Raw genomic sequence first — 19,838 nt, forward strand, 5'->3', positions numbered from 1 at the left:
CCTGGCGTGTGCGAAACGTAGACTCGCACGGTGAAGATTTTGGCGGCGATGAGCGGTGGAGTGGACTCGGCGGTCGCCGCGGCGCGCGCGGTGGAGGCAGGACACGAGGTGGTCGGCGTGCACCTCGCGCTGAGCAGGATGCCCGGGACCCTACGTACAGGGAGCCGCGGCTGCTGCACGATCGAGGACTCCATGGACGCCCAGCGGGCCGCGAACGTCCTCGGCATCCCCTACTACGTCTGGGACTTCTCCGAGCGCTTCAAGCTCGACGTGGTCGATGACTTTATCGCCGAGTATTCGGCCGGACGTACGCCCAATCCGTGCATGCGCTGCAACGAGCGGATCAAGTTCGCCGCACTCCTCGAGAAGGCGCTCGACCTCGGTTTTGACGCTGTTTGCACGGGCCACTACGCGTCGCTCCGCACCGCCGCTGACGGCTCGCCCGAGTTGCATCGCGCGAGCGACGAGGCGAAGGACCAGTCCTACGTGCTCGGAGTGCTCACCACGCAGCAGCTCGAGCACTCGATGTTTCCGCTCGGCTCCACCCCCTCCAAAGCCGTCGTGCGGGCGGAGGCGGCCCGCCGTGGTCTGAGCGTCGCGAGCAAGCCGGACAGCTACGACATCTGCTTCATCCCCGATGGCGACACCCGTGGCTGGCTCGCGGAGCGGGTCGCACCGCAGACCGGGGCGATCGTGGACCGTGAGGGCGCGATCGTCGGCGCGCACGAGGGCGCGCACGGTTACACGGTCGGACAACGGCGTGGGCTGCACCTGGGCGTTCCGGCCCCCGATGGCCGACCGCGCTTCGTGCTCGAGGTGCGTCCTGTTTCCAACGAGGTCGTCGTGGGTCCACGGGAGGCGCTGCGTATCGGACAGATCGCCGGCGCGCACTTCAGCTGGGCCGGAGCAGCACCGGAGGACGCGACGACGCCGTTCCGCTGCGACGTGCAGATCCGGGCGCACGCCGATCCGGTCCCGGCCTCGGCCGTGGTGTCGGTGGTCGATGGCAGTGTGGAATTTGTGATCACTCCTGACTCGCCGCTTGACGGCGTCGCCCCCGGACAGACTGCCGTCGTCTACCTGGGCACGCGTGTGCTCGGCCAGTGCACGATCGACCGCACGGTGGCTGCCGATACCGCTGCGGTGCTCGGATGAGCGATCCGATCGTCGATCCTGCTCGCCGGGTCGAGGAGCTGCGGGCGCGTATCCGTGCGGCGAGCGACGCGTACTACGCGGCCGACTCCTCCCCGCTCGCCGACGCCGAGTACGACGCTCTCGTGCGCGAACTCGCCGCCCTCGAAGCCGAGCATCCCGACCTTGTCGCAGACGACTCGCCCACGCAGACGGTCGGTGGCATCGTCGGCGCAGGGCTCGCTCCCATCGATCACGCCGAGCGGATGCTGTCGCTCGACAACGTGTTCTCGCCCGACGAGCTGCGCGAGTGGTGTGACAAGACGGTCGCGTCGGCTGACCGCCCCATCTCTTGGCTGACCGAACTCAAGATCGACGGCCTGGCCATCTCGCTGCACTACGAGCACGGTCGCCTCGTGACCGCCGCGACCCGCGGCGATGGCCGGATCGGCGAGGACGTCACGGTGAACGCGCTCCGGATTTCGGGCATCCCCGAGCGTTTGGCGGGCGAGGGGCATCCCGCGCTCGTCGAGGTCCGTGGCGAGGTGTTCATCCCGGTCGCCGCCTTCACCGAACTCAACGCCCTGCAAGAGCGGCTGCGCGACGAGGCGGTCGAGGAGGCGCGGGCGCGTTGGTCTGCCCGCCCCGCCGCCACTCGCGGCGTCTTCGAGGAGGAGAAAGCCCGCACGAGCGCGCTGCGCCGCTTTCCGACTTTCGCCAATCCGCGTAACGCGGCGAGCGGCGGGCTCCGGCAGCAGCTCGACAAGAAGGCCGGCCTCGATCTGCGCGCCGGCGAGGCCCGAGTCTCCTCGCTCGCGCTCTACGTCCACGGCATCGGCGCCTGGCCCGACCCGCCCGTGGGCACGCAGTCCGCGGTGTACGGCCTGCTCTCCGCCTGGGGCTTGCCGGTCAGCGCCCACAACCGCGTCTCGGAGTCGGTCGAGGAGGTGCTCGCGTTCGTCGAGCAGTACGGGCGTGACCGCCACGGTGTCGAGCACGAGATCGACGGAGTCGTCGTCAAGGTGGACGAGCTCGAGCTGCACGGCGAGCTCGGTGCCACCAGTCGGGCCCCGCGCTGGGCGATTGCCTACAAGTACCCGCCCGAGGAGGTGCACACGAAGCTCCTCGACATCGTCGTGAGCGTGGGGCGCACGGGCCGAGCCACTCCGTTCGCGCAGATGACGAAGGTCAGGGTCGCCGGGTCGGAGGTGCGCCAGGCGACGCTGCACAATGCTGACGTGGTCAAAGCCAAGGGCGTGCTGATCGGCGACACGGTCGTGCTGCGCAAGGCGGGTGACGTGATCCCCGAGGTGCTTGGCCCCGTGGTGGAGCTGCGAGACGGCAGCGAGCGGGAGTTCGTGATGCCGACCCAATGCCCCGAGTGCGGCACCACCCTCGCGCCCGCGAAGGCGGGCGATGTCGATCTTCGCTGCCCTAACGCGGAGTCGTGCCCGGCCCAGGTGCGCGGGCGCGTCGAGCACATCGGCAGCCGTGGTGCTCTCGACATCGAGGCGCTCGGCGAGGTGAGCGCGGCGGCGCTCACGCAGCCGCTCGTCCCGGCAGATCCGCCGTTACGCACCGAGGCTGGCCTCTTCGAGCTCACGGTGGCCGATGTCTTCCCGATCGAGGTCGTCGTCCGCGACTCCGAGACTGGGCTGCAGAAGCTCGACGCGAACGGCGAGCCGAAGGTCGTCACCCCGTTCAAGCGCAAGCGCCAGCCGGCGAAGGACGGCGCGTTCGATCCGGCGGCTGGCGCCTTCGCGGGAGATGCCGTCTCGGTGCCCTCCACCAACGCCCTGCGGCTGATCGAGAACATCGAGCGCGCGAAGACCAAAGAGCTGTGGCGCCTGCTGGTCTCGCTCAGCATCCGGCACGTCGGTCCGGTCGCGGGCCGAGCGCTGGCGGGCTACTTCGGTTCGCTCGACGCGATCCGCTCGGCGAGCCGCGACGAGCTCGCCGCGGTCGACGGCGTGGGCGGGATCATCGCGGACGCGGTGATCGCGTGGGTCGAGGTCGACTGGCACGTCGAGATCGTCGAGCGTTGGGCTGCGGCCGGCGTGCGATTCGCCACGCCGGGGCACCCTGGTCCCGGGGCCGCGGACGCCGCGGGCGGAGTGCTCGCCGGGCTCACGGTCGTCGCGACGGGCAGCCTCGAGGGCTACTCCCGCGAGGAGGCCCAGGAGGCGATCCTCGCCGCCGGCGGCAAGGCTGGTTCGAGCGTCTCGAAGAAGACCGACTACGTCGCCGCCGGTCCCGGCGCGGGCAGCAAGCTCGGCAAGGCCGAGGCGCTGGGGCTACGGATCATCACCGCGGCCGAGTTCCACCTGCTGGTGACCGAGGGGCCCGCGGCAATCGCGCTTCCCTCCGACGAATGACGTCCCACTTGCGACGCGCGTCAGGCCCCCACAGCTGGTTACCGGCGGTGTCTCGCGGCTCGGACCGACCAACGATATTCGCGGGGAGGCGGTCGGCACGCCGAGTAGACTGGGCGCCGGAAATCCACCGAACCACCAGACGGAGATGCATGTCCGAGATCACGGCCGACACGGTCGCCCATCTGGCCCAGCTGGCCAGGATCGACCTCACGTCCGACGAGATCCAGGACCTCACGCGCGAACTCGACCAGATCGTCGACTCCGTGCGCGCGGTCCAGGCCGTCGCCACTCCCGAGGTGCCGGCCACCAGCCACCCGATCCCGCTTGAGAACGTGTTCCGCCCCGACGTCGTCGGCGAGACGCTCACACGCGAGCAGGCACTCTCGGGGGCACCCGAGCATGACGGCAGCCGCTTTCAGGTCTCCGCGATCCTGGGGGAGGAGCAGTGAGCGGGCACGGCGACGAGCTCGTCCGCCTGAGCGCCTTTGCGCTCTCCGAGAAGCTGGCCGATGGTTCCGTTTCCGCTGTGGAGGCGACTCGCGCCCACCTCGACCGGATCGCTGCGGTCGACGGGGCGGTCCACGCGTTCCTGCACATCGCCCACGAGGGTGCTGTCTTGGCGGCCAAGACGATCGACCGCCGCCGCGCCGACGGCGAGTCGCTACACCCGCTCGCCGGAGTGCCGCTCGCAGTCAAGGACGTCATCGTGACGAACGACATGCCGACCACCAGCGGTTCCCGAATCCTCGAGGGCTGGCGCCCGCCATACGACGCAACGGTGATGCGGAAGGTCCGCGAGGCCGGACTCGTGCCGATCGGCAAGACCAACATGGACGAGTTCGCGATGGGGTCGACGACCGAGCGCTCCGCCTACGGCCCCACCCACAACCCGTGGGACCTCGACCGCATCCCCGGCGGCTCCGGTGGCGGCTCCGCCGCGGCCGTCGCGAGCTATGAGGCACCACTGGCCCTCGGCTCCGACACTGGCGGCTCGATCCGTCAGCCGGCCCACGTCACGGGCACGGTGGGCGTGAAGCCGACCTACGGCGGCGTCTCGCGCTACGGAGCGATCGCGCTCGCTTCGAGCCTCGACCAGATCGGCCCCGTGTCGCGAACCGTCCTCGACTCCGCCCTGCTGCACGACGTGATCGCCGGGCACGATCCGCGCGACTCCACCTCGCTCCGCGACGCCTGGCCCTCCTTCGCCGACGCGGTCCACCGCGCCGATGTGACAGGCCTGCGGATTGGCGTGGTGAAGGAGCTCGACGGTGGCGAGGGCTTCCAGCCCGGTGTGCTGGCTCGCTTCCACGAGGCGCTCGAGATGCTTCAAGGTGCCGGAGCCGAGGTCGTCGAGGTCAGCCTCCCGAGCATCGAGCACGCGGTGGCCGCGTACTACCTGATCCTTCCCGCCGAGGCCTCCAGCAACCTCGCCAAGTTCGACTCGGTGCGCTTTGGCCTCCGCGTGACGCCCCCGGGTGGTGGCACTGTCGAGCAGGTGATGGCCGCGACCCGCGAGCAGGGCTTTGGCCCCGAGGTCAAGCGCCGGATCATCCTGGGCACCTACGCGCTCTCGGCCGGCTACTACGACGCCTATTACGGCAGCGCGCAGAAGGTACGGACTCTGGTGCAGCGCGACTTCGACGCGGCCTTCTCCAGCGTCGACGTCATCGCGTCGCCGACCGCGCCGACCACCGCCTACCGCCTTGGCGAAAAGCTCGACGACCCGCTGGCGATGTACCGCGGTGATATCGCGACCATCCCGGCGAACCTGGCCGGCATCCCCGGCATCTCCGTCCCCGCCGGCCTCGCCGACGAAGATGGCCTGCCGGTCGGCGTGCAATTCCTGGCTCCCGCCCGTGAAGACGTACGCCTGTACACAGTCGGCGCCGCGCTTGAAGCGCTGCTGGAGCAGAAGTGGGGCCACCCGCTGCTCGCTGAGGCTCCCGACCTGACCCGCTCCGTACTCTCCGCGACCGAGGAAGGTGCCGTCTGATGGCGCTCACGCCCGCCCCTGAGCTGATGGACTACGACGAGGTCTTCGAGCGCTTCGAGCCGGTGCTCGGCTTCGAGGTGCATGTCGAGCTCAACACAAAGACCAAGATGTTCTCCGATGCGCCGAACGAGTTCGGCTCTGAGCCGAACACCAACGTCACCCCGGTCGATCTCGGACTTCCGGGCTCGCTCCCGGTCGTCAATGAGCAGGCGGTGCGCTACTCGATCAGCCTCGGCCTTGCACTCGGCTGCTCAATCGCGCCGTCCAGCCGGTTCGCGCGGAAGAACTACTTCTACCCGGACCTGGCGAAGAATTACCAGATCTCGCAGTTCGATGAGCCGATCGCTTTCGAGGGCACGGTCGAGATCGAACTCGGCGATGGATCACTCGTGCAGATCCCGATCGAGCGTGCGCACATGGAGGAGGACGCGGGCAAGCTCACGCACGTTGGCGGCTCCACCGGCCGCATTCAGGGCGCCGAGTATTCCCTCGTCGACTACAACCGCGCAGGTGTTCCGCTCGTCGAGATCGTTACGAAGCCGATCTACGGAGCCGGGAAGAGTGCCCCGGAGTATGCAAAGACGTACGTCGCAACCATCCGCGATATCGTGCTCGCGCTCGGCATCTCGGACGCAAAGATGGAGCGAGGCAACCTCCGCTGCGACGCCAACGTCTCGCTTCGACCGATCGGCCAGGAGAAGCTTGGCACTCGCACCGAGACGAAGAACGTGAACTCGCTGCGCTCGGTCGAGCGCGCCGTGCGTTACGAGATTCAGCGCCAGGCGGCGATCCTCGCCTCCGGCGGCACCATCACGCAGGAGACGCGGCACTGGCACGAAGACACCGGCCGCACCTCGGCGGGCCGCCCCAAGAGCGATGCGGATGACTACCGTTATTTCCCCGAACCCGATCTACTGCCGGTCGTGCCAAGCCCTGAACTCATCGAGGAACTGCGTGCCGCGCTTCCCGAGAAGCCGGCTGATCGTCGCCGCCGGCTCAAGGCCGAGTGGGGCTTCACAGACCTCGAGTTTCAGGACGTCGCTAACAGTGGCCTGCTGGTCGAGATCGCCGAGACCGTCGCCGCCGGCGCTTCGCCGCAGGCCGCCCGAAAATGGTGGACGGGCGAGGTTGCTCGTCTCGCGAACGCTGTGGGCGAGGATCCGGCCGCACTCGTCACGCCCGCTCAGGTGGCTGAGCTTGCTGGTCTGATCACGAATGGAACGCTCACCGACCGGCTCGCCCGCGAGGTGCTTCAGGGCGTCATCGCTGGCGAGGGGTCGCCGAAGCAGGTGGTCGACGTACGCGGGCTTGCGGTCGTCTCGGACGACGGGGCACTCATCGAGGCGATCGACGCGGCGCTGGCCTCTCAGCCCGACGTGCTCGCGAAGATCCGCGACGGCAAGGTCCAGGCAGCGGGAGCCGTCATCGGAGCAGTGATGAAGGCGATGAAGGGCCAGGCCGACGCATCCCGTGTGCGTGAGCTTGTACTGGAGCGCTCGGCCGGGTGAGCCGCACACGGTGAGCGGAATCGGCGGCACTCGGCGCGGCACTGGATCGTCTGCGCCGGGTCGGGACCGCGCGCCTCGTGCTAGTCACCGAGCACGGATCGGCGGCTCCCGACCCGCCTCATCCGAGGGTTTGCCCGTCCACGGCTAGGGGGTTTCCCGGATGCCGCGTCCAGGTGGCGTACGACAGGGTGGAGTCATGGCTACTCTCGTGCGCCCCCGTCGGGGCAGGATCATCGCTGGCGTCTGTGCCGGTCTCGCCCGTCGTTTCGGCTGGAGCCCCTTCGTGGTGCGGCTCCTTTTCGTGCTCTCGTGCCTGCTTCCCGGGCCGCAGATCATCGCCTACCTCGTGATGTGGGTGGTCATCCCGAAGCAGCGGTGACGCGGTCGCCGAGCGTGCATTGTCGGCGTGCACAATCGCCCGCGGCACGGCGGATTACACGCGTTCTCCGAGTTGACCGTGATTCTGCGCGCCGAAGAGACTGATAGGGGCCTACGGTGGCCTGTGCGCCGACGACGTGGCGCCGAGGAGGAAATCATGGGATTCCTGGACCGATTGTTGGGCCGCGACGAGCAGCCCGAGAACGCCCGCCGGGCCGACTACGCGCCGCCCCAAACCGGTGACCGCCGGCCCGAGTACGGCACTCCGCCCGCCACCTCGCCGCGCAGCGACGACGAGCGGGCCATCGAGCGTTACCGCTACCTTCTTCGCACCGCGCCCCCCGAGGCAATCGAGCAGGTCCACCGTGAGGCCTTTGAGCAGCTCACTCCCGAACAGCGGCAGCAGGTTTTCCGCGAACTGAGCGAGGGCGCACCCGCTGGCGACGCGCCCAAGGACGACGATCCGCGCACACTCGCGCAGTCAGCCACCCGCAGCGAGTTGCGCCAGCCCGGATTCATGGAGCGGCGCTTTGCAGGCGGGGGCGGGATGGGTTTCGGCGGTGTGCTCGCTTCCTCGATGCTCGGCACCATCGCCGGCTTCGCGATCGGCTCGGCGATCGCGGGTGCCTTCCTCCCCGACGCAGGCGGCGATGTCGCGGCCGGCGAGAGCGGCGATGTCGCGGCCGACGGCGGCGAGGCGGGCGGTGCGGAGGGAGGTGACTCCGGCGGCTGGGGTGATTCCGGAGGTGGTGACTTCGGTGCTGGCGGTGACTTCGGTGGCGGTGGCGACTTCGGGGGTGGCGACTTCGGCTTCTGACCCCTTATCCATGAGAGCACGGGTCGTGGGCCCTCTTCGTCGGATCACTCTCCCTCGGCCAGCATCGCTCTGACCTCGCGGCGCAGGACCTTACCGATCATGCTCCGCGGCAGTTCGTCCACGATGGTGATGTGCTTAGGCACCTTGTAGGGCGTAAGTGCCTCGCGCACCGCGGCGCGAGCCGCCTCGACGTCCAGGTGCGCTCCGGGCTCGAGCACGATGGCGGCTGCCACAGTCTCGCCGCTTCGGGCGCCCGGCAGCCCTACTACCGCTGCTTCGCGAACCGCGGGTAGGCGTAGCAGCACCTCCTCCACCTCGGAGGGAGACACGTTGAAGCCGCCCGTGATGATGAGTTCCTTGATCCTGTCGACGATGCACACGAAGCCGTCATCGTCGAGTGTCGCGATATCGCCCGTGCGGAACCATCCGTCGCTCGTGAAGGCGGATGCCGTTTCCTCCGGCTTGCGGTGGTAGCCGCGGAACACCTGTGGACCGCGCACCACAAGCTCGCCCTGTTCGCCCGTAGGCATCTCCGTGGAGGGGTCCTCCGGATCGACAATCCGCACGTCCGTTCCGGGCAGCGGCAGGCCGACCGTGCCCGCGCGGCGCGTCGGCCCGACTGGATTCGCCATCAGAACCGGCGAGGTCTCGGAGAGTCCGTAGCCCTCGACCAGCGTGCCGCCCGTCAACGCCTCGAACGACTCCACCAGCGTGGGATCGAGCGGCATCGCCCCCGAGATTGCGATCTCGATGCCGTCCAGCGAGATGCCACGCTCCTCGGCCCGCCGGGCCAGCCGCTCGGCGATCGGGGGGACGGCGGGCAGGAACGTCGCCGGATGCTTCTTTACGACCTTGAGCACGAGATCCGGGTCGAACTTCGGGAACAGCACGAGCCGTGCGCCCATGCTCATCGCGAATGTGAGGCAGAGCGTCAGCCCGTAGGCATGGAACATGGGCAGGACGGCGTAGACGATGCAGTCGCCGCGCCGCACCTGCGGTACCCAGGCGCGCGACTGGGCCGCGTTCGCGGTCAGGTTCGCGTGAGTCAGCTCGGCCCCCTTCGGGGTGCCGGTCGTCCCACTGGTGTACTGGATGACCGCGAGGTCGTCCGCCGTCGGTCGTGGGTGCGCGGCGTCGATCCGGCGGCGCAGCAGCGACTCCCAGTCGATGGCGCCCCGAACAGGAGCGGTCAGGGCGGAGCGCGACTCCCGCGCCTTCTTCAGCGGTAGGCGCAGGGCAGCGCGGGTCGGCGCGGGCATCGCACGAGTCAGATCGACGGCGATCACGGTCTCGACACCCAGATCGGCCGGCAGGTCCTGCACCACGGGGACGACGCGGTTCCAGGCAATAGCGACGCGGGCGCCGTGGTCCTCGAACTGGTGGCGAAGCTCCCGTGGGGTATAGAGCGGATTGTGCTCGACCACGACGGCGCCCAGGCGCAGCACGGCATAGAAGGCCACGACGTGCTGCGGGCAATTCGGCAGCACGAGAGCGACGGGATCGCCCGCGCGCACGCCGAGGCCGCGAAGCCCCTCCGCCGCCCGCTCGACCTCATCGGCGAGCTGCGAGTAGCTGGTCGAGCGGCCAAAGAATTCCAGGGCGACACGGTCTGGGTAACGCTCGGCCGAATCGGTGACGATATCGAGCAGCGAGCCGGTGGGGGGTTCGAACTCCGTCGGCACGCCGGGCGCGTAGCTGCGGATCCAGGGGCGGGGCGGGTGACTGCTCACCCGCCCTACTCTAGAAGGCGGAGCCCAGCTCAGGCGCCGTGAGCGACGGCCTCGTCGATCGGGCTCGTACCAGAGACGATCTCCCAGGTCTTCCCGATTGATGTCGGCTGCGCCAGCACCGCGATCACGGTCGCCGCGACGTCGGCGCGGGGGATGCTGCCCTTCTCGACGGAGGTGCCGAGGGTGATCTTGCCAGTGCCCTCGTCAGTGGTCAGTCCTCCGGGGCGGAGGATCGTCCAGTCCACTCCGGAGTCGCGCAGCGCCGCATCGGCATCGCGCTTTGCCTCGACATAGGCTTTCCAGCCCGCGTCCGTCTCCTCGGGAAGTGGCTCATCGACGCCCATCGCGCTGATCTGCACGAAGTGCTGCACGCCGATGATCGCGGCTGCCTTCTGGCTGAGCACTGAGGCGCCCAGGTCGACGGTCCTCTTGCGGTCCGGTCCTGAGTCGGGGCCGGCACCGGCCGTGAAGACCATCCCGTCGACGTGCCCGAGCGCCTCCGCAAACGCCTCAGGCGTGCTGTCCTCAAGGTCGTGCACGAGAGGCTCGCTACCCAATCGGAGGATGTCCTCGGCATGGTCGGGGTTGCGGACCACTCCAACAGACTCATGACCGGCGTCGTAGAGCAGGTGCAGGATCTGCTGCCCGACCTTGCCGTGGGCTCCGATGACGGCGATTCGTGTCATGGATGTTCCTCTCCTCGTCGGGGCACATCGCCCCGTGTCCGTAATGCCTTCCATCCTGCCGTCGGCTCGGAGCCGTCCCCCAGGCCTTGACGCGCTCAGGCGGCGAGGCGGTCGTCACGACCCGTGATTGCCAAGAGGCGACTCTGTAACGGCGCCGTCTCGTCGACCAAAACGGGTGCGGCGTAGAGTCCGCTGGCCCGCAACGTCTCCTCCTGCGGAGCGAAGAGTTCCCACACGGCCGCCACCAGTTCGTCCTCAAGACGCTCGTCGCTGCCGGTCGCTCGGGCGAGGTCCCAGGTGTGCACGGTGACGTCGGCCACTTGCTCCTGCACCATCTCGAGCGCGCTCACCGCGTCTCGGCCGAGCTGGAGCACCGCGGCGGGATCGACGGCCCGGGCCGCGTCACGGACCTGATCGGTCACGCGCCGCCACTCACTGCGTAGGTCGGAGGCCACGGGCTCGAGGCGGATTGGCGAGTCGTCACCGCCGGCGAGGAGGATGTGGGCGCGCTGCTGCTCGCGGATGACATGCAGGACGAGGGCTCGGGTGTCCCACTCGGTGTCAGGAGTAGGGGCCGACCAGTCTTCGACGGCTGCGAGGCGCACTTCGAAGGCTCGGTGCGCGTGATCCTGCAGGTCGAGCCAGCGGCTCATCTCGGTGGCGGTGGGGGAGTCGGGCTGCTCGTGCGTCATATGTCTCTCCGGAGCGTCGTGGTGGTCGGGTCAACCGCAGCGAAGCGGCGGCCATTCCCTCCACCGGTGTCGGAGGTGCGTGCGAGCATAGCGGGAGAGTGGGCGGCACGCGGCGGAGCGGGACACATCGGTGATCAGGACATGAGCGAGCAGGACGCATGAGCAAGCAGGACGGCCAGGACGCATGAGCAAGCAGGACGGCAGTGGGCGGCAAATCACGGCCGACCCGCTCGACGACCCCCGCGCCAGCATCCTGCACATCGACATGGATGCGTTTTTCGCCTCGGTCGAACTCCTTGAGCGCCCCGACCTCCGGGGGCGGCCGGTCATCGTCGGGCACCTCGGTGCCCGCTCCGTCGTGACCGCCGCAACCTACGAGGCGCGCCGGTTCGGCGTCAACTCGGCGATGCCGATGGCGGTGGCACTGCGCCGCTGTCCTCATGCTGTCGTACTCGAGCCGCACATGGAGCGCTACCGTGACGCCTCCCGCCGGGTGATGGCGATCTTCGACTCCTTTACCCCCTTGGTCGAGCGTCTGAGTATCGACGAGGCATTTCTCGATGTCGCCGGTGCGCGACGGATCTCCGGCTCGCCGTTCACGATCGGCACCGAGATCCGTCGCCGTGTCTACGCCGAACTGGGGCTCACCTGCTCCGTCGGCATCGCTAGTACCAAATTCGTCGCGAAGCTTGCCTCCGGTCGATCCAAACCCGACGGCCTGCTCGTCGTCCCGGCCGACGGCGTCCGCGCGTTCCTCGATCCGTTACCGGTCAGCGCCCTCTGGGGGGTCGGCGGGAGCACCGAGGAGTCGCTGGTGCGGCGCGGCCTGCGAACCGTCGCCGACGTCGCGACGACCCCGCTTTCGTCGCTCGTGTCGGCGCTCGGCGAAGCCACCGGTCGCCGCCTGCACGCGCTCGCGAACGGAGTCGACCCGCGAGCAGTCGACACCCGACAGATCGAGAAGAGCGCAGGACACGAGATCACCTTCGCCGAAGACGTCGCCGAGCCCGAACTCGTGCGCCGCGAACTGCTGCGTCTCTGCGACAAGGTCGCCGTGAGGTTGCGCCGCTCCGGCGTGCGCTGCCGGACGGTCGCCGTGAAGGTTCGCTTCGGCGATTTCACCACTCTCACGCGCTCGCGGACGCTCGTCGAGGCGACGGACGTGGCGCGGGTCCTCTTCGAGGCGTCGTCGGCGCTGCTCGAGTCGGCAAATCCGCTCCGTCGCCCGGTTCGCCTGATCGGCGTGCGCGGCGAACAGCTGGTGGAGGCCGACGAGGTCGCTTTCTCGCTCTGGAGCGACTCCGACGACTGGCGCGACGCCGAGCTCGCCGTGGACGATGTGGCCGCCCGCTTCGGTTCCGGAGCTGTGCGACCCGCCTCGCTCCTCTCGCGCTCTGCACCCGAGTCGGCGAAAGGCATCGACATCAGCGACACGGTCGCTACGCGGAGCCGATCGTCAGACTGATCGGCCTGTGGTCGGAGCCATTCGGCGGCAAAACGTCGAGGGTCGCCGACGGCACATGCTCAGCGAGGGCGTGGTCGAGGGCGACAAGCGGAAGGAGTGACGGCCACGTCGCCGGAAAGCCGATGCCGCCCGTGCGGACGAGTCCCGCCTCCGCCAGTACCGGGGCCAGCAGGTGATCATCGGTCGGAGTGTTGAAGTCGCCGATCACAAGGGTCCTCGTGGACGTGTCATCTCTCAACGCCGAAGCGAGAGCCGACAGCATGGTGTCCCGCTCCTCGTGATTGCCCGGACGGAACGAAGCGAGATGCACGACAAACAGACGCGTGCTGCCGACCGGCGTGTCGACATTGACGGCGAGAGCCCGCTCCCAGCCGAGGCCGAGATCGAGCGGCTCCTCCTCCGAGAGCGCCGTTCTGCTCCACACACCGACGGTGCTGGAGACGAACGAGTAGGGGTACTCGTCGGAGAGTTCGGCGTCGACGGCCCTCCGCGCTGCGCCGTCGAGCTCCTGCAGCGCGATGATGTCCGGTTCCCGCGAGGCAAGGGCAGCGGCGACGCTGGCCGCATCGTCGCTCGTCTCGATGTTCTGGCTGACCACGGTAAATGATCCCGAACGGACCGCGGGTGCGGGGAGCGCGACCGGGAGTACGAGGACCCCGTAGACCATCGCCAGCACGGTCACCGCCGCTGCGGTACCTCGCGAGCGCAGGCTCACCGCCGCGGCGATCAGCAGGAGCACGGCGAGCCCAGTCCAGGGGATGCCGATCTCGAACACCGACAGCCAGCCAACCGGATCGGGGAGCACCCGGTGAAACGCCAGGAAGACGGTGAGGAGGAGGGCGACGATCGCCGTCACCGTCGAGCGCACGGGTCGGCGACGGCGGGGGCGGGAGGACATCCGTTGATTATCGCCGCCCGCTCCGGCGAAGACATGGGCGAGTCCTGTGCGCCCCGGCCTGCCGCTTGTCGACGTCGAGAGTCGCGGAGTACCGTCACAACATGCCCAACATCGCAGTTTCCCTGGCCGACACCGTCACCACCGCGGGCACCGCGACGATTTACGGCGAGCCCGTCACCGTTGATGGTGTCTCGCTCGTCCCGGTTGCCCTTCGCTGGTTTGGCTTCGGCGGCGGCAGCGGCTCTGAGGATGGCCAGGAGGGCGGCGGAGGCGGCGGCGCCACGATCATCCCGATCGGCGCCTATATCAAGGACGATCTCGGTCTGCGCTTTCAGCCGAATGTCATCTCCGTGCTCGCCGTCGGTATCCCGTTCGTGTGGGTGACCGGCAAGGCGCTTGCGCGAATCATTCGTGCCCTCAAAAAATAGCTCCTTTGAGAAGGCGGGCGGGCCCTCCTGCGAGGAGGCCCTGTGCCGGATCAGCTGGCGCGTTGCTGGCGCGCGGTGAACCACTTCTTCTTTGTCCGGCCGAAGCCGACGATCAGGCGCTCGGCGTCATTCGGCCGCCGCGGGTCGTAGATCACCGCCGCCGGCTCGCCTGCCATCCACGCATCGCCTCGTCTTTGCGGCGTCTTCACCGCACGCTTCTCCTCACCCTCAGCCGTACGGTAAATGACCAGGAGACGGCCAAGATCCCGCGCGGAATCGCGGTCACCGCGGGCAGGATCGTGCGCAACGACCCTCGCGGCCACACGCGTCCCGTACGTCAGCAGCTCACGGCGAATGCGCCAACGGCGCTGCCAGAGCAAGACCTGGAGGAGCACCAGCAGGAGCACGGCCAGGACGACGACCACCGACCACGACATGACGTCTATGATTACCGACAAACACGGGAGTCCGGTGCACCGGACTGAGAGGAAGGCAGCAGCCTTCGACCGTCGAACCTGATCTGGGTCATGCCAGCGAAGGAACGTTTCGATCTCCTCTTCCAAACCCGTGCCCTCCATTCGCTTCCACGAAAGGGCACGACAGTGCAGAACACGAATGCGCAGAACACGAATGCGCAGAAATTAGGCGTGGGGAATTCGAGCGCGACATCCCTTCCTACGCCATCCAGGCGCAACCTCCGCTGGCGGGTCGTTGACATCGTGGTCGCGAGCGTCGTCGCCGTCGCGAGCGGCATCGTGTTCTGGGCGTGGGGTCTCGCCACGAATGTCCTTGGCGTGACTTTCGCGTTCCTTCCCGGCCTCGGTGGTCTCCTCGGCGGCGGCTGGCTCTTCGCCGGTGTCCTCGGTGGATTGATTATCCGCAAGCCCGGCGCCGCGCTCTACACCGAGCTCGTCGCCGCGGCCGTCTCGGCACTGATCGGTACTCAGTGGGGTTTCACCGTGCTGATCTCCGGCCTCGTGCAGGGGCTCGGCGCCGAGATCGTCCTCGCACTCTTCCTTTACCGCAGCGGACGCCCGCTCGTTGCGATGCTCGCCGGTGCCGGCGCGGGACTCGCTCTCGCGATCAACGACCTTCTGTCCTTCTATGCCGCAAATGACTCGCTGTTCAAGGCGGTCTACGTCGTCTCGTCGATCGTCTCCGGCGTCTTACTGGCCGGCCTACTCTCCTGGTTCGCGGTCCGCGGGCTGGCCGCGTCGGGCGCACTCGACCGCTTCGCCTCGGGTCGCGAGGGCCGGACGGTCGAGGGAGTCGGTGCGAGCGTTCGATGAGCGGCGCCTCGGTTCGCGCGCGGGGGTGGAGCTGGCAGCACGCGGGACGCTCACAGGCCGCGGTGATCGGAGTCGACCTCGCGATCGAGCCAAGGGAGCGAGTCCTCCTGCTCGGCCCGTCCGGAGCAGGCAAGAGCACACTTCTGCACGCCCTGGCCGGGGTACTCGGCGGCGAGGAGGACGGCGCCGCGTCAGGCGACCTCGAGATTGACGGCGCGGCGCCCCTCGCCCGTCGCGGCGTAGCGGGCCTCGTGCTACAGGATCCGGACACGCAGGCCGTCCTGGCACGGGTCGGCGACGACGTAGCCTTTGCCTGCGAGAACCTTGGCGTGCCGCGCTCCGAGATTTCGGCCCGTGTGCGTGAGGCGCTCGACGATGTCGGGCTCGCCGTGCCCCTCGACCGATCGACCTCGGCGCTCTCCGGCGGCCAGAAGCAGAGGCTCGCGTTGGCGGGCGTTCTCGCCATGCGGCCGAGGCTGCTCCTCCTCGATGAGCCAACCGCCAACCTCGATCCACAGGGTGTGAGCGAGGTGCGTGAGGCGGTCGAGCGCACCTGTCAGCGCACCGGAGCGACGCTCATCGTCGTCGAGCACCGGGTCGGTGTCTGGATCGACATGGTCGACCGGGTTATCGTCCTCGGTCGCAACGGCGCTGTGGTCGCCAACGGCGCTGGGTCGCTGGTCCTCGAGGAAGCGCGAGAGGTGCTGCGTGCCTCCGGCGTCTGGTTGCCGGGGGAATTCCCTGAGCGCCGCGCGGCGAGTGCTCAGCCCGCATCCGCTGTGCTGAGCGCGCGCGACCTGTCGATCGGCAGGCCGGTGCTCGGTCGGCGGCAATCGGCCGTCGTCGCCTCTGGGCTCGGCCTCACCGTCGATTCGGCTCGGGTGACCGCGGTGCTCGGGCCCAATGGCGCGGGCAAGTCGACCCTCGCACTGACCCTGGCCGGCCTTCTCCCGCCGTCCGCGGGTCAGATCTTCGCCTCCGACCTCCTGCGCTCCGGCGCCGCCCCGGAGCCGATTCGCTGGACCTCGGCGCAGCTCGCCGAGCGCATCGCGATGGTGTTCCAGGAGCCGGAGCATCAGTTCCTCAGGGCTCGTGTCCGAGCAGAGCTTGCGCTTGGCGCCCGCGACACGGCCGAGCGACGCCGGGCGGATGAACTGCTCGAGCGCTTGGGCCTTGCGCACCTAGCCGAGGCACATCCCTTTACGCTCTCCGGCGGCGAGAAGCGGCGCCTCGCTGTCGCCTCCGCCCTCACGCGAGCCCCGTCCGTCCTCGTGCTCGACGAGCCGACTTTCGGACAGGACCGATTGACCTGGGGGGTACTTGTCGATCTCCTCGCCGAGCAGCGCGACGAGGGCACCGCGATCGTCGCTGTCACCCACGATGAGGCGCTGGTGGCCGCTCTCGCCGACACCGTCGTGACCCTGGGCGCACGTGAGGCGGTGGCTGGATGACGCTCCTCGAGTCCGTCCCCGCGCGCAGTCCGCTCGCGCGAGCCAATCCTGTGGCGAAGCTCTTCGCGAGTCTCGTGATCGCGCTGGCGCTGATCCTCACCGTGGATGCGGTGTCGGCCGCCACGGCACTCCTCCTGGAGCTGCTCGTCCTGCCATTCGCCGGGCTTCGTGCGAGGGAACTCGTGCGGCGCACGGCCCCCGTCTGGGTCGCCGCGCCCCTGGCGGGACTTTCTACTGTCCTCTACGGGCGCGACAGCGGAGCCGTCTACGCCGAGTTCCTGATCGTTTCCGTGACCGAGGGCTCAGTCGCCCTCGGCCTCGCTATCGCGCTGCGTGTGCTGGCGATCGGGCTGCCGAGCGTGGTGCTCATCGCGACGACCGACCCGACCGATCTCGCGGACGGTCTCGCCCAGATCCTTCGCTTGCCGTCACGCTTCGTCCTTGGCGCCCTTGCTGGCATGCGGCTTGTCGGCCTCCTCGTCGAGGACTGGCGGACGCTGTCGATGGCGCGTCGAGCCCGCGGGGTCGCGGACGGCCGCGGTCCGGTGCAGGCCGTGCGAAGTCTCGCCTCGCGCACCTTCTCGCTGCTCGTTCTCGCCATTCGCCGCGGCAGTCGCCTCGCGACAGCGATGGAGGCGAAGGGTTTCGGTTCCGGCATCCCGCGCACCTGGGCTCGGGAGTCGCGACTCGGCGCAGGCGACGTCCTGCTGATCGCCGGAGGTACCGCTCTCGCGGCCATGTCGGTCGCTGCGGCCGTTCTGTCGGGCTCATGGAGCTTCGTCCTGCATGGCTAGGGCTTTCGCGAGCATGCCGCCGGCGCAGGACCTCACCGCCGACACGGCCCGGCGGCTCGCTCGGCGCATCGTCGCCGAGCGGAGACGGACGATCCTGCTCGACGGGCCGAGCGGCTCGGGCAAGTCGACATTCGCGCGTTCTCTCCTCGCAGAGCTGCTCGCCGTTTCGGGCGCACCCTCGGTCGAACTCGTGCGGATGGACGACCTCTTCCCCGGCTGGTCTGGACTCGACAGCGCTGCGCGAGCGACCGCACAGGACCTTGTCCGCGCGCACGCCCTCGGCCTCTCAGCTCGCTGGCGGCCCTGGAACTGGGCAACCGGGACGACCGCCGGCCGTCGTCGGGTCAGCGCGTCGCTTCTCCTTCTCGAGGGCTGCGGTGCCGCGAACGCCGCGGCGCGAAGGTACGCCGGTCTGGTTATCTGGCTGGAGGCGGGCGACGCGCAACGGCGGAAGCGGGCACTCACTCGCGACGGCGAACTCTTCGCCCCGCACTGGGAGGAGTGGGACCGCGATTTCCGCGCCTACTGCGCGCGGGAACGCCCCCGGGAAGGTGCGGACGTCGTGCTCGACACCAGCGGCGTGGACGACTGAGTCTCAGGCCCAACCGAGTTCGTGCAGGCGCTCGTCGTCGATGCCATAAAAGTGGGCGATCTCGTGCACGAGCGTGACGTGAACCTCGTCGCGGAGTTCGTCGAGGTTGTCGCAGACGGCGAGATGCGGCTCGCGGAAGAGCACAATCCGGTCGGGCATCTCGCCGAAGCCGTAGCGCTCACGCTCCGTCAGCGCGATGCCGTCGTAGATGCCGAGGAGGTCGAGCGAGCCGTCCTCCGGCCGGTCCTCGACGACGAACACGACGTTCTCGAGGCCATCGACCATGTCGTCCGGGAGCTGGTCGAGTTCGGCGACGACCAGCGCCTCGAAGGCTGCCCCGTCGAGTTCGAGCATCCGGTCGCCTCTCTGCACGAAGCCCGCACACGAAAAGGCCCGGAGTCGTGGACTCCGGGCCTCTTGAGCTGCATCCACAGCCACTGGGGTGAGTAACGGGGCTCGAACCCGCGGCCTCCTAGACCACAACCAGGCGCTCTGCCAACTGAGCTATACCCACCAGGAGTGTGTTTCTCGGGGCAGACCCCGCGAAGCAACTGTACGAGAGTACTACATCCTGGGAGTGAACTCGTCCACGACGCTGGCCGAAACGGCCTGCACCTCGGCGGTCGTCGGCCCCGGCTCCGCCACGAAGATGGCGCGCCGGTAGTAGCGCAGCTCCCGGATGCTTTCGAGGATGTCCGCGAGCGCGCGGTGCCCGCCGTTCTTAGCCGGAGCGTTGAAGTAGATGCGCGGGAACCAGCGGCGCGCCAGCTCCTTGATGGTGCTGACATCGACATTGCGATAGTGCAGGTGGGAGTCGAGGCGCGGCATGAACGCGGCGAGGAATGCCCGGTCGGTACCAATCGAGTTGCCGGCGAGCGGAGCCTGCTGCTCGGCAGGCACATGCTTCAGCACGTACTCAAGCACCTCGTACTCCGCCTCCGCGACGCTCATGCCGGAAGGGATTTCGGTGAGCAGGCCGGACGTCTCGTGCATCGTGCGCACAAAGTCGCCCATGTTCGCCAGCGCGCTGTCGTCGGGGCGGATAACGATCGAGAGTCCCTCGTCGAGGGGCTCGAGATCGAAGTCGGTGACGACGACGGCGATCTCGACAAGCTCATCGACGGAGAGGTCGAGCCCCGTCATCTCGCAGTCGATCCAGACAAGACGATCGGGGGCGCTACTCATGCGCAGAGTCTATCCGCGGCCACCGACAGCCCGATTCGGCCGCGGGGAGTGGCCTCTACACTTAATTCTCGTGATGACGCTCGTCTGCTGGGTTCTGATTGCCAACGCCGTCTGGAACGCCATCGTGTGGCCGCCCTTCCTCCGTCGCGTCCGCAAAGATCCTCGCGCGCGCGACACCGAGGGCCGTGCGACGACCTTCCTCCGCGTGCACACGGTGTTGATCGGCACCTCCCTCGTCCTGGCCGCCGTCTCGCTCGTGGTCGGCGTGCTCGGCCTCGTCCACGGAGCCTGAGAGCCGCCCAGTCGTTCGTCTTCTCCAGCCGGCAGGCGCCGCTCTTAGCGGCTGCTCGGACGGGGGCGCTGTCGACGGTGAGAAAAGAGCGGCTCGACCGGGGCCGCGCATCGTCGGAAAAGGCCGAGAGCCTA

General features: G+C 68.7%; 21 protein-coding genes, 1 tRNA gene and 1 riboswitch. Of the genes, 14 read left to right on the forward strand and 8 right to left on the reverse strand.

Features of this window, described 5'->3' with window-relative positions; all coding sequences use genetic code 11:
- The first annotated feature begins 30 nt into the window (after positions 1-30).
- The 7 genes from mnmA to B0H03_RS03125 all read left to right on the forward strand — a co-directional run bounded on the left by mnmA (position 31) and on the right by B0H03_RS03125 (position 8,202).
- A complete protein-coding gene (gene mnmA, locus B0H03_RS03095; RefSeq protein ID WP_181075026.1) occupies positions 31-1,155 on the forward strand; it encodes a tRNA 2-thiouridine(34) synthase MnmA in 1,125 nt (374 codons plus the stop codon).
- Entirely contained in the window at positions 1,152-3,506 is a 2,355-nt protein-coding gene (ligA, locus tag B0H03_RS03100; protein ID WP_104264669.1) for an NAD-dependent DNA ligase LigA, read from the forward strand. The genes mnmA and ligA overlap by 4 nt, the downstream gene beginning before the upstream one ends.
- A 149-nt stretch (positions 3,507-3,655) precedes the next feature.
- Complete coding sequence (gene gatC / locus B0H03_RS03105; protein WP_104264670.1) at positions 3,656-3,955, forward strand: Asp-tRNA(Asn)/Glu-tRNA(Gln) amidotransferase subunit GatC; 300 nt, start codon at positions 3,656-3,658, stop codon at positions 3,953-3,955.
- Positions 3,952-5,499, forward strand: coding sequence for an Asp-tRNA(Asn)/Glu-tRNA(Gln) amidotransferase subunit GatA (gene gatA / locus B0H03_RS03110; RefSeq protein ID WP_104264671.1), 1,548 nt, complete (start codon positions 3,952-3,954; stop codon positions 5,497-5,499). The genes gatC and gatA overlap by 4 nt, the downstream gene beginning before the upstream one ends.
- Positions 5,499-7,007, forward strand: a complete 1,509-nt coding sequence (gatB, locus tag B0H03_RS03115) for an Asp-tRNA(Asn)/Glu-tRNA(Gln) amidotransferase subunit GatB (protein ID WP_104264672.1) — start codon at positions 5,499-5,501, stop codon at positions 7,005-7,007. The genes gatA and gatB overlap by 1 nt, the downstream gene beginning before the upstream one ends.
- 196 nt (positions 7,008-7,203) lie before the next feature.
- A complete protein-coding gene (locus tag B0H03_RS03120; protein ID WP_104264673.1) occupies positions 7,204-7,386 on the forward strand; it encodes a PspC domain-containing protein in 183 nt (60 codons plus the stop codon).
- A 156-nt stretch (positions 7,387-7,542) separates the two neighbouring features.
- Entirely contained in the window at positions 7,543-8,202 is a 660-nt protein-coding gene (locus B0H03_RS03125; RefSeq protein ID WP_104264674.1) for a hypothetical protein, read from the forward strand.
- 44 nt (positions 8,203-8,246) lie between these two features.
- On the opposite strand, the gene B0H03_RS03130 is transcribed toward B0H03_RS03125, so the two are convergent.
- The 3 genes from B0H03_RS03130 to B0H03_RS03140 form a co-directional block, all read right to left on the reverse strand.
- Entirely contained in the window at positions 8,247-9,932 is a 1,686-nt protein-coding gene (locus B0H03_RS03130) for a long-chain-fatty-acid--CoA ligase (protein ID WP_104353973.1), read from the reverse strand.
- A 29-nt stretch (positions 9,933-9,961) separates the two neighbouring features.
- Positions 9,962-10,618 carry an SDR family oxidoreductase gene (locus B0H03_RS03135; RefSeq protein ID WP_104264676.1) on the reverse strand — a complete coding sequence of 219 codons (657 nt, stop codon included), beginning with the start codon at positions 10,616-10,618 and terminating at the stop codon, positions 9,962-9,964.
- 95 nt (positions 10,619-10,713) lie between these two features.
- Positions 10,714-11,310 (reverse strand): TIGR03086 family metal-binding protein, encoded by a 597-nt coding sequence (locus tag B0H03_RS03140; protein ID WP_237399417.1) that lies wholly within the window; start codon positions 11,308-11,310, stop codon positions 10,714-10,716.
- 184 nt (positions 11,311-11,494) lie between these two features.
- Between B0H03_RS03140 and dinB the strand changes: the two genes are divergently transcribed.
- Entirely contained in the window at positions 11,495-12,775 is a 1,281-nt protein-coding gene (gene dinB, locus B0H03_RS03145; protein WP_104264677.1) for a DNA polymerase IV, read from the forward strand.
- On the opposite strand, the gene B0H03_RS03150 is transcribed toward dinB, so the two are convergent.
- Entirely contained in the window at positions 12,750-13,673 is a 924-nt protein-coding gene (locus B0H03_RS03150; RefSeq protein ID WP_104264678.1) for an endonuclease/exonuclease/phosphatase family protein, read from the reverse strand. The two genes, dinB and B0H03_RS03150, sit on opposite strands and share 26 nt — an antisense overlap.
- Positions 13,674-13,774: 101 nt before the next feature.
- On the opposite strand from B0H03_RS03150, the gene B0H03_RS03155 reads away from it, so the two are divergent.
- Positions 13,775-14,101, forward strand: a complete 327-nt coding sequence (locus B0H03_RS03155) for a hypothetical protein (protein WP_104264679.1) — start codon at positions 13,775-13,777, stop codon at positions 14,099-14,101.
- 50 nt (positions 14,102-14,151) lie between these two features.
- Here the strand turns inward: B0H03_RS03155 and B0H03_RS03160 are convergent, their stop codons facing one another.
- Positions 14,152-14,538: a DUF3592 domain-containing protein gene (locus tag B0H03_RS03160; protein WP_104264680.1), complete on the reverse strand. Its 387-nt coding sequence runs from the start codon at positions 14,536-14,538 to the stop codon at positions 14,152-14,154.
- Positions 14,539-14,552: 14 nt separating this feature from the next.
- Positions 14,553-14,660: riboswitch (TPP riboswitch) on the forward strand.
- Positions 14,661-14,703: 43 nt separating this feature from the next.
- Between B0H03_RS03160 and B0H03_RS03165 the strand changes: the two genes are divergently transcribed.
- Genes B0H03_RS03165 through B0H03_RS03180 form a run of 4 tightly spaced genes read left to right on the forward strand, consistent with a single transcriptional unit; the run spans position 14,704 to position 18,227 of the window.
- Positions 14,704-15,390: an ECF transporter S component gene (locus tag B0H03_RS03165; protein WP_337189963.1), complete on the forward strand. Its 687-nt coding sequence runs from the start codon at positions 14,704-14,706 to the stop codon at positions 15,388-15,390.
- On the forward strand, positions 15,387-16,841 hold the full coding sequence (locus B0H03_RS03170; RefSeq protein WP_104264681.1) for an ABC transporter ATP-binding protein: 1,455 nt from the start codon (positions 15,387-15,389) through the stop codon (positions 16,839-16,841). Before B0H03_RS03165 ends, B0H03_RS03170 begins: the two co-directional genes overlap by 4 nt.
- Positions 16,838-17,635, forward strand: coding sequence for an energy-coupling factor transporter transmembrane component T family protein (locus tag B0H03_RS03175; protein ID WP_104264682.1), 798 nt, complete (start codon positions 16,838-16,840; stop codon positions 17,633-17,635). Before B0H03_RS03170 ends, B0H03_RS03175 begins: the two co-directional genes overlap by 4 nt.
- Positions 17,628-18,227: an AAA family ATPase gene (locus tag B0H03_RS03180; protein ID WP_127843908.1), complete on the forward strand. Its 600-nt coding sequence runs from the start codon at positions 17,628-17,630 to the stop codon at positions 18,225-18,227. The genes B0H03_RS03175 and B0H03_RS03180 overlap by 8 nt, the downstream gene beginning before the upstream one ends.
- A gap of 3 nt (positions 18,228-18,230) precedes the next feature.
- Here B0H03_RS03180 and B0H03_RS03185 read toward each other — a convergent pair whose 3' ends face one another.
- The 3 genes from B0H03_RS03185 to orn all read right to left on the reverse strand — a co-directional run bounded on the left by B0H03_RS03185 (position 18,231) and on the right by orn (position 19,412).
- Positions 18,231-18,581: a metallopeptidase family protein gene (locus B0H03_RS03185; protein ID WP_104264684.1), complete on the reverse strand. Its 351-nt coding sequence runs from the start codon at positions 18,579-18,581 to the stop codon at positions 18,231-18,233.
- 84 nt (positions 18,582-18,665) lie between these two features.
- Positions 18,666-18,741: transfer RNA gene (locus B0H03_RS03190), tRNA-His, on the reverse strand.
- Between the two features lie 50 nt (positions 18,742-18,791).
- Positions 18,792-19,412 carry an oligoribonuclease gene (orn, locus tag B0H03_RS03195; RefSeq protein ID WP_104264685.1) on the reverse strand — a complete coding sequence of 207 codons (621 nt, stop codon included), beginning with the start codon at positions 19,410-19,412 and terminating at the stop codon, positions 18,792-18,794.
- 73 nt (positions 19,413-19,485) lie between these two features.
- On the opposite strand from orn, the gene B0H03_RS03200 reads away from it, so the two are divergent.
- Positions 19,486-19,704: an SCO4848 family membrane protein gene (locus B0H03_RS03200; protein WP_104264686.1), complete on the forward strand. Its 219-nt coding sequence runs from the start codon at positions 19,486-19,488 to the stop codon at positions 19,702-19,704.
- Positions 19,705-19,838 lie beyond the last annotated feature (134 nt).

Source organism: Rathayibacter iranicus NCPPB 2253 = VKM Ac-1602 (assembly GCF_003149025.1).
Taxonomy (GTDB): Bacteria; Actinomycetota; Actinomycetes; order Actinomycetales; family Microbacteriaceae; genus Rathayibacter; species Rathayibacter iranicus.

Bases quoted from the DNA above. Each gene is read 5' to 3' on its own strand.
- B0H03_RS03160 (WP_104264680.1), bottom strand. From the start codon at position 14,538: ATGTCGTGGTCGGTGGTCGTCGTCCTGGCCGTGCTCCTGCTGGTGCTC.
- B0H03_RS03170 (WP_104264681.1), top strand. From the start codon at position 15,387: ATGAGCGGCGCCTCGGTTCGCGCGCGGGGGTGGAGCTGGCAGCACGCG.
- ligA (WP_104264669.1), top strand. From the start codon at position 1,152: ATGAGCGATCCGATCGTCGATCCTGCTCGCCGGGTCGAGGAGCTGCGG.
- B0H03_RS03155 (WP_104264679.1), top strand. From the start codon at position 13,775: ATGCCCAACATCGCAGTTTCCCTGGCCGACACCGTCACCACCGCGGGC.
- orn (WP_104264685.1), bottom strand. From the start codon at position 19,412: ATGAGTAGCGCCCCCGATCGTCTTGTCTGGATCGACTGCGAGATGACG.
- B0H03_RS03200 (WP_104264686.1), top strand. From the start codon at position 19,486: ATGACGCTCGTCTGCTGGGTTCTGATTGCCAACGCCGTCTGGAACGCC.
- B0H03_RS03125 (WP_104264674.1), top strand. From the start codon at position 7,543: ATGGGATTCCTGGACCGATTGTTGGGCCGCGACGAGCAGCCCGAGAAC.
- B0H03_RS03120 (WP_104264673.1), top strand. From the start codon at position 7,204: ATGGCTACTCTCGTGCGCCCCCGTCGGGGCAGGATCATCGCTGGCGTC.
- B0H03_RS03175 (WP_104264682.1), top strand. From the start codon at position 16,838: ATGACGCTCCTCGAGTCCGTCCCCGCGCGCAGTCCGCTCGCGCGAGCC.
- gatB (WP_104264672.1), top strand. From the start codon at position 5,499: ATGGCGCTCACGCCCGCCCCTGAGCTGATGGACTACGACGAGGTCTTC.
- B0H03_RS03140 (WP_237399417.1), bottom strand. From the start codon at position 11,310: ATGACGCACGAGCAGCCCGACTCCCCCACCGCCACCGAGATGAGCCGC.
- B0H03_RS03135 (WP_104264676.1), bottom strand. From the start codon at position 10,618: ATGACACGAATCGCCGTCATCGGAGCCCACGGCAAGGTCGGGCAGCAG.
- B0H03_RS03185 (WP_104264684.1), bottom strand. From the start codon at position 18,581: ATGCTCGAACTCGACGGGGCAGCCTTCGAGGCGCTGGTCGTCGCCGAA.
- dinB (WP_104264677.1), top strand. From the start codon at position 11,495: ATGAGCAAGCAGGACGGCAGTGGGCGGCAAATCACGGCCGACCCGCTC.
- gatC (WP_104264670.1), top strand. From the start codon at position 3,656: ATGTCCGAGATCACGGCCGACACGGTCGCCCATCTGGCCCAGCTGGCC.
- B0H03_RS03150 (WP_104264678.1), bottom strand. From the start codon at position 13,673: ATGTCCTCCCGCCCCCGCCGTCGCCGACCCGTGCGCTCGACGGTGACG.
- B0H03_RS03180 (WP_127843908.1), top strand. From the start codon at position 17,628: ATGGCTAGGGCTTTCGCGAGCATGCCGCCGGCGCAGGACCTCACCGCC.